We start from the raw sequence: 7,324 nt of genomic DNA, 5'->3' as shown, positions 1-7,324 counted from the left end.
GATTTCTATTCATCGTTGACCTTGTTTTTTGTCAACCTATGTCAGGACAAGTCATCCCGATCCGCTTCAATTGATACGTATGATGTATGGTATGGATCTCAATAAATCTCCACCATTGCCTCGCGTTCAGAAGACCAAGGCGGGGGTGTTTTACCTTCTGGAACTTATCTGCCTTTTCAACTTTGTCTTTCAGCTCGGAAAGGCGCTTCCTGAACTTAACGATCAGATTGGCCGCTTCTTCTTTGCTTAGGATTATAACCATAGAGGCCAATCGTTCAGGAGCTTTGAATTTACCGGGGGGAAGCCGTCCAAGGAATAATATAGCCCAAACTTTCCAGTTAGCCCGTTTCTCATGTAATATGCCGGTTCCAAGGAAACATTTCTCAACAGCAATCAGAGAAGCCAAATTAGATTTAAAAATATGAGAAAAGGTTTCGGAGTAAGACCATCCGCCGTCCGCCGGACTTTGAACGAATACGTCTTCAGAAACCTCCTGCAAAAGAGTTTCGTATTGCTCAACAGCCTTTATTAGGGACTTGTAATGACTGTTTACACTCATAGGATTTGTACTAATTCACTCAGGCAATATATTTGATGAACTACGTCATCGGGCTTATCTTTGCGTTCGGGATTAAAATAGATCGCTTTCATACCATAATCCTGGGCTCCTCTAATATCCGCCTCGACACTATCGCCGATCATCAGGCTTTCAGAGACTATCGCATCCGTTGTAAATAACGCATGTTCAAATATAGCTTTATCAGGTTTGTTAAATCCAATAATTTCTGAGATGAAAATAGTGCCGAAGTATTTGGCCAGATCAGTGTTGCCAATTTTCAGTTCAGTGGACTCCTTAAACCCGTTTGATATGATATGGAGGGTGTATTTCTTTTGAAGATACGAAAGAGTATCGTGTGCGTGTGGAAAAAGGTTTGTTTTAGTGGGACATATAGCTACGTAGTCGTTCTCGAAATTTCCCGGGATCAAGTCCGGTGAAACACCCAGTTCAATAAATGTCTTAGAAAATCGCGTGGACCGCAAAACCTCTTTACTAATCTTTCCGATATGATAATCCGCCCAAAGTTGATGATTGTTTTTCGTGTAAGTCTCAATAAAGATATCCGGTGAATGCAAGCCAAGATCATTCAAATCGTAAGTATAATACAGCTCATGCAGAGTTTCTTCGGCATTTTTATCAAAGTCCCAAATAGTATGATCAAGGTCGAAGAAGAGGTGTTTGTACATTGGTTGTCTTTTTTAAGTATTCGGTAATCAGTAATCGGTGCAAACGTACCATAACTGTTAATCGGGTCGAAAAGCTGATTACCGATCACCAGGCGTAGTCACCGATTACTGATTGCCGATTACCGATCACAAACGTACGACGTAAAACTTAAATCGTACAACTTACAACTTATAACTTACAACTTATAACTTTGTACTACACATGGAATTTAAGCTTACATCTGAATACAAGCCTACAGGCGATCAGCCTGAAGCGATCCGTCAGTTGGTTGAAGGAGTTAATAGAGGAGAGCATTACCAAACTCTACTGGGAGTTACTGGCTCAGGAAAAACCTTTACAATAGCGAATGTTGTGCAGGAGACACAAAAGCCGATGCTGGTTCTAAGCCACAACAAGACATTGGCAGCTCAGCTTTACGGAGAATTTAAGCAATTCTTCCCCGACAACGCGGTCAACTATTTTGTCTCATATTATGATTACTATCAGCCAGAAGCCTACATAGCTTCATCAAACACTTATATCGAGAAAGATCTTCAGATCAATGAAGAGATCGAGAAGCTTCGATTACGCACGACTTCGTCTTTAATGTCAGGTAGGCGTGACGTAATTGTAGTGTCATCTATTTCCTGCATTTACGGTATGGGAAACCCTGAAGATTTTTCAAATTCTGTGTTTCGCTTCGCAGTAGGAACCAAGATTAGCAGGAACGCTTTTTTACATCGGCTTGTTGAGATTTTATACTCTCGCACAACCGCGGATTTCAGGCGGGGTACTTTCCGCGTTAAAGGTGACACTGTAGACATTTACCCAGCCTATATGGATTATGCATACCGGGTTTCTTTTTTTGGGGATGATATTGAAGAACTCACAACTATAGACCCTGCGTCGGGAAAGACCCTGGAGAAAATGACTCACATGGTCATTTTTCCAGCAAACCTGTTCGTGACTCCAAAGGATCGTTTTAATAAATCGGTCTGGTCAATTCAGGAGGAACTTGAAAGCCGTAAGCAGCAATTTATAGACGAAAAGCGATTCCTTGAGGCAAAGAGACTGGAAGAAAGAGTTAACTACGATCTGGAAATGATGCGTGAGCTTGGGTATTGCAGCGGTATCGAAAATTACTCAAGGTTCTTTGACGGCAGGACCCCTGGTATGCGCCCGTTCTGTTTGCTTGATTATTTCCCTGAAGACTATTTAATGGTAATTGATGAAAGCCATGCTACTGTTCCACAGATCAGGGCGATGTATGGAGGCGACCGGTCCCGGAAACTTGCACTAGTTGATTATGGCTTCCGTTTGCCTGCCGCATTGGATAACAGGCCCCTGAATTTTAATGAGTTCGAAAAACTTGCACCTCAAACAATTTATGTAAGCGCTACTCCTGGCGACTATGAGCTGGAACAAACAGAAGGTGTTTTCGTCGAACAAGTTATCCGGCCAACCGGGCTTCTTGATCCGATTATTGAGGTCAGGCCTGTCATTAATCAGGTAGATGATCTGTTAGATGAGATCGATAAAACTGTTAAGCTTGGAGACCGGGTTCTGGTTACTACTCTGACCAAACGTATGTCGGAAGAACTCACAAAATACATGGACCGGCTGGGTATAAAGGTTAGGTACATCCACTCCGAAGTTAAAACTCTCGAAAGAGTAGAGATTCTGAGGGATTTGAGACTGGGAGTTTTCGACGTCCTTATTGGAATAAACTTGCTGCGGGAGGGACTGGATCTTCCTGAAGTTTCACTGGTGGCTATTCTGGACGCAGATAAGGAAGGCTTTCTGCGTTCCGAACGTTCGCTAATTCAAACTATTGGGCGGGCGGCAAGAAATGACCGCGGTCGCGTAATTATGTATGCGGACAAGATCACTGACAGTATGCGCGTCACAATAGACGAAACCAATCGCAGACGGGAAAAGCAAATAGCATATAATACGGAGCACGGAATTACGCCGAGAACAATCGGCAAATCACGTGAGGCTATTATCGAACAGACCTCTGTAATGGATTTCAAAGGAGGTGTTCAGAAGGCGTACATTGAAAAAGAAATGACCGATAACCTCGCAGCAGATCCCATTGTTCAATACATGACAAAACCTGAACTGCAGAAATCTATCGATAAAACGAAAAAAGACATGGTTAATGCGGCCAAGGATATGGATTTCCTGCTTGCAGCCAAGCTGCGGGATGAAATGTTTGCGCTGGAGAAAATTATGGAGGAGAGGTTTTCTTAGTAACCCGGGAATGAGTAATCGGTAATCAGTAATCAGTGCTAACGTACCATATCGGTTAAATCGATATTCAGCATTCAGTAATCGATAATCGGTGCAACCGTACCATAACTATCAAATCGCGACTCAAAACTGAATACTGATTACTGGGCGTAGCCACCGATTACTATCCCCCTATAAAAAGACTCTAAACGCAAATAACATGAACGGCCAATATAGAAAAGACATTTACCCCGGCCTTGAGGTCGACATCATCCTGAAAAAGGATCAGAGAAGTGGCAACAGAACACGAGGAATAGTCCAGAGTCTTCTCACAAGCTCTGCTTTTCATTCAAGGGGCATTAAAGTAAGGCTTGAGGATGGACAGGTGGGGAGAGTTGTGGAGATCGTTGAGTTATAAGTTTTAAGTAATAAGTTGTAAGTCTGGACGGAAATTAACGGAAGATGCAGAACGACTAACTCGGTCAAAAGAGAACTTATAACCTATAACTTACAACTTATTACCTATAACTTTTTACACTCCAATGAAACATATTGAAAATATTAACGTCTATATTTGAAGATCAGAATCTATTGTTATGATATTATTAAAAGTTTTATTCATCACTATCTGCGTTTTATGGCTGCTGAAAATGGTAGCAAGACTGTTATTACCTATGTTTTTTCATAAGATGATGGCGAAGGCGCAGAATCAGGCCAATCAAAGATACCAGCAACAACACAATCATAATCCGGACGGGCGCATCAAAGTTGATTATATGCCTCCTAAAGAAAAAAACCGCAGTGATGATGCCGGTGATTTCGTGGATTATGAAGAGGTGAAGTAACGGATTGCCTCCGGCAATATTTTTTAACCGCAAAGGACGCAGAGTTTTACGCGGAGAGCGCAAAGCTTTTTGATCCTCTATTGGAGTTAAAATCTCCGATTTGACTTTGCGGTCGTTAGGTACGTAAAGCTAAGTCATATAACTATTCAGCTCCTGACTCTGCGCCCTTTGCGTAAAACTCTGCGCGCTTTGCGGTTACTCTCCGCCCTGCCCCCAAAAAACCTTCTTCCCCCATTTAAAAGATTTATTTCAATAAACTGCAATACTCCCCTTGCAGGTTTAAGCTTTTTTCTATTTTTGGCATTCAACTAATTCAAGCATAATGAATAACTGGTTTAAACGCAATGGCATTCACCTCGCTATCTTAGGTATTTTTATTGCAATATGTTTCGTGTATTTCAGTCCTGCGTTGCAAGGAAAAGCCCTGTTTCAAAGCGATGTTATTCAGGCTCAGGGCATGCAGAAGGAGATTATGGATTTCAAAGCTAAAGATGGCAAAGGACCTCTGTGGACCAATTCTATGTTTGGAGGGATGCCTTCGTACCAGATATGGGTACAGTATCCTAATAATATAACTACATACGTAATTTCCTTTTTCAAAACCATCTTCCCGAATCCCATAGATACAGTTCTACTCTATCTTTTAGGGGCATATTTTCTTTTTTGTGTGTTGAGGATGAATCCCTGGCTTGCCGCAGCCGGCGCTATAGCTTTTGCATTCTCCTCTTACAATTTTCAAATTATTGATGCCGGCCATAGCAATAAAGCGATTGCAATCGCATTTTTTGCGCCTATTCTGGCCGGTATAATCATGACTTTCCGCAGGCAATATCTTGCCGGCGCTGCGGTAACGGCCTTATTCCTGGCAATAGAGATACGGACTAACCACATCCAAATGACGTATTATCTGTTTCTGGCCCTTCTCATCTTTGTTGGAATCGAATTATATCATGCAATTAAAGCAAAGACTACAAAGGAATTCGTGAAATCATTCGCTTACCTTGCTACGGCTGCAGTGCTTTCAATCGCAGTGAATGCGGGTGCTCTATGGACCAGTTACGAGTATGCAAAAGAATCAACTCGCGGAAAATCAAATCTAACTACTGATAAATCTGAACCGAACAGCGGTCTTGATCGGGATTACGCATATGCGTGGAGTCAGGGCGTTGGCGAAAGCCTTACATTCCTTGTACCCAATGCATATGGCGGTGCTTCAGGCGTTGCCGACTTAGGTACCGATTCGGAAGTTGCAAAAGCTTTAGGCTCGAAAGGAATTCCGGCAGAACAGATAATGCCTGCCATGCAGCAGCTATCCCAGGTGGGATTAACTACATATTGGGGTGATAAACAGTTTACCTCCGGGCCCTGGTACTTCGGAGCTATTATTTGTTTCCTGTTTGTTTTGGGATTATTTATTGTAAAGAATAGAATAAAGTGGTGGATCCTGAGTGCGACATTACTTTGTCTGATCCTTTCCTTTGGCCGGCATATGCCATTCCTGTCGGATATCTTCTTTAACTATTTCCCTCTTTATAACAAATTCCGGGCTGTGGAATCAATTCTTGTTATCGCGGCTCTTTTGGTTCCTGTATTGGCTATTCTTGCAGTAAAAGAAGTTGCCTTTCACACGGAGGATTCGAAAAAACTGAAAAAACATCTTCTTTATTCTCTTTATATAACTGGTGGTCTCCTGTTAATATTGATCGCGGTACCGACTGTGCTGCTGAATTTCAGAACATCTAATCATAATCAGTTTATTGAGCAGCTAACGCAGATGACAAATGGTGACAGACCATTCGCTGATAGTGTCGCTAACGCCTTGATCCAGGATAGGATTAGTCTGGCCCGTATGGATGCACTTCGCTCGCTGGTTTTCGTTCTTATCGGTGCCGGACTGATCTGGGCGTTAATTAACAAGAAACTTAGCCCGCAAATCATATTCATACTTTTAGCAGCGGTTATATTGGGAGATATGTGGAATATTGACCGACGATATCTGAGCAATGAAAAGTTTGTTGAGAAAAATGTCCTGGCACAGCAATTCCAGGCAAGGGATGTAGACCAGATGATCATGCGCGACACATCAAATTATCGCGTTTTTGACCTAACGGGAAATCCTTTTCTAACCTCAACGCCGTCCTATTTTCATAAGAGCCTTGGTGGATACCATGCCGCAAAGTTGAAACGTTATCAGGAACTGCTTGATAAGCAATTTAATGGCTCTATTAATGAAGACGTCCTTGACATGCTAAATACTAAATACGTGATCACAGCAGATCAAACTGGACAAAAACAGACTATACAGAATCGTGATAGTGCTGCGGGCAATGCGTGGTTTGTGCCTAGTGTGACTTACGTCAAAGATGATGATCAGGAAATGTCGGCTATCAGCAGCTTCGATCCGAAAAAGGTAATGATCGTTGCTGAGGAATATAAACCAATGATCGATGTTAAACGGATCGGATACGATTCAAACGGATTTATCAGGCTTACGTCTTACCATCCCGACGTTATGACATACGAGTATTCTTCCGGCAAGGATGCCTTAGCGGTATTTTCTGAGATGTATTACAAGCACGGTTGGAATGCCTATGTTGACGGTGAAAAGATACCTTATTTTAGAGCGAACTATCTTTTAAGAGCAGCCCAGTTACCAGGCGGCAATCATAAACTGGAATTTAAATTCGAACCCACTTCTTATTACACCGGGGAAATAATTTCCTTAATTGCGTCCATTGTTCTGGTTCTGGCGTTGGTTTACGCGATGTATTTAGAGGCTAAGAGGCCTGAGGAAGGTGCTAAGGTTGTGAAGGGATAAGTGGTTGAGGTCCCCGCTTTCGGAAGGCTCCGTAAAAACTTAGCTCACTACTATAGAACTACTTGATACCTACCGACCAAAGCTTAACCGCGGAGGACGCGGAGTACAGGCGCCGAGAGCGCAAAGTTTTTACAAAGTGCTTGTTAGTTCGTTGACTTGTCCTGACATAGGTTGACAAAAAACAAGGTCAACGATGAATAGAAA

Annotated in this window: 6 protein-coding genes; 4 read left to right on the top strand and 2 right to left on the bottom strand. The window is 42.4% G+C overall.

The window, feature by feature from the left end:
* Positions 1-31 precede the first annotated feature (31 nt).
* Together WKF69_RS17675 and WKF69_RS17670 are read right to left on the bottom strand one after the other, a co-directional pair.
* Entirely contained in the window at positions 32-559 is a 528-nt protein-coding gene (locus WKF69_RS17675) for a DinB family protein (RefSeq protein WP_340383565.1), read from the bottom strand.
* On the bottom strand, positions 556-1,245 hold the full coding sequence (locus WKF69_RS17670; RefSeq protein ID WP_340383563.1) for a YjjG family noncanonical pyrimidine nucleotidase: 690 nt from the start codon (positions 1,243-1,245) through the stop codon (positions 556-558). The genes WKF69_RS17675 and WKF69_RS17670 overlap by 4 nt, the downstream gene beginning before the upstream one ends.
* A 202-nt stretch (positions 1,246-1,447) precedes the next feature.
* Between WKF69_RS17670 and uvrB the strand changes: the two genes are divergently transcribed.
* From uvrB to WKF69_RS17650, 4 genes are all read left to right on the top strand, one after another.
* Complete coding sequence (gene uvrB, locus WKF69_RS17665) at positions 1,448-3,478, top strand: excinuclease ABC subunit UvrB (protein ID WP_340383562.1); 2,031 nt, start codon at positions 1,448-1,450, stop codon at positions 3,476-3,478.
* Between the two features lie 199 nt (positions 3,479-3,677).
* A complete protein-coding gene (locus WKF69_RS17660) occupies positions 3,678-3,875 on the top strand; it encodes a YwbE family protein (RefSeq protein WP_340383560.1) in 198 nt (65 codons plus the stop codon).
* Positions 3,876-4,053: 178 nt separating this feature from the next.
* The gene (locus tag WKF69_RS17655) at positions 4,054-4,302 is read left to right on the top strand and encodes a DUF4834 family protein (RefSeq protein ID WP_340383558.1); all 249 of its coding nucleotides are present in this window, start codon (positions 4,054-4,056) and stop codon (positions 4,300-4,302) included.
* A 322-nt stretch (positions 4,303-4,624) separates the two neighbouring features.
* Positions 4,625-7,120 (top strand): YfhO family protein, encoded by a 2,496-nt coding sequence (locus tag WKF69_RS17650; protein ID WP_340383556.1) that lies wholly within the window; start codon positions 4,625-4,627, stop codon positions 7,118-7,120.
* Positions 7,121-7,324: the final 204 nt, after the last annotated feature.

Source organism: Daejeonella sp., assembly GCF_037719425.1.
Taxonomy (GTDB): domain Bacteria; phylum Bacteroidota; class Bacteroidia; order Sphingobacteriales; family Sphingobacteriaceae; genus Daejeonella.
Note: the sequence above shows the minus strand (reverse complement) of the source record. Positions and strands in the feature narration are given on the sequence as shown.

What these genes read in the sequence shown, in the direction of transcription:
- WKF69_RS17650 (WP_340383556.1), top strand. Translation starts at nt 4,625, where the DNA reads ATGAATAACTGGTTTAAACGCAATGGCATTCACCTCGCTATCTTAGGT.
- WKF69_RS17670 (WP_340383563.1), bottom strand. Translation starts at nt 1,245, where the DNA reads ATGTACAAACACCTCTTCTTCGACCTTGATCATACTATTTGGGACTTT.
- WKF69_RS17675 (WP_340383565.1), bottom strand. Translation starts at nt 559, where the DNA reads ATGAGTGTAAACAGTCATTACAAGTCCCTAATAAAGGCTGTTGAGCAA.
- WKF69_RS17655 (WP_340383558.1), top strand. Translation starts at nt 4,054, where the DNA reads ATGATATTATTAAAAGTTTTATTCATCACTATCTGCGTTTTATGGCTG.
- WKF69_RS17660 (WP_340383560.1), top strand. Translation starts at nt 3,678, where the DNA reads ATGAACGGCCAATATAGAAAAGACATTTACCCCGGCCTTGAGGTCGAC.
- uvrB (WP_340383562.1), top strand. Translation starts at nt 1,448, where the DNA reads ATGGAATTTAAGCTTACATCTGAATACAAGCCTACAGGCGATCAGCCT.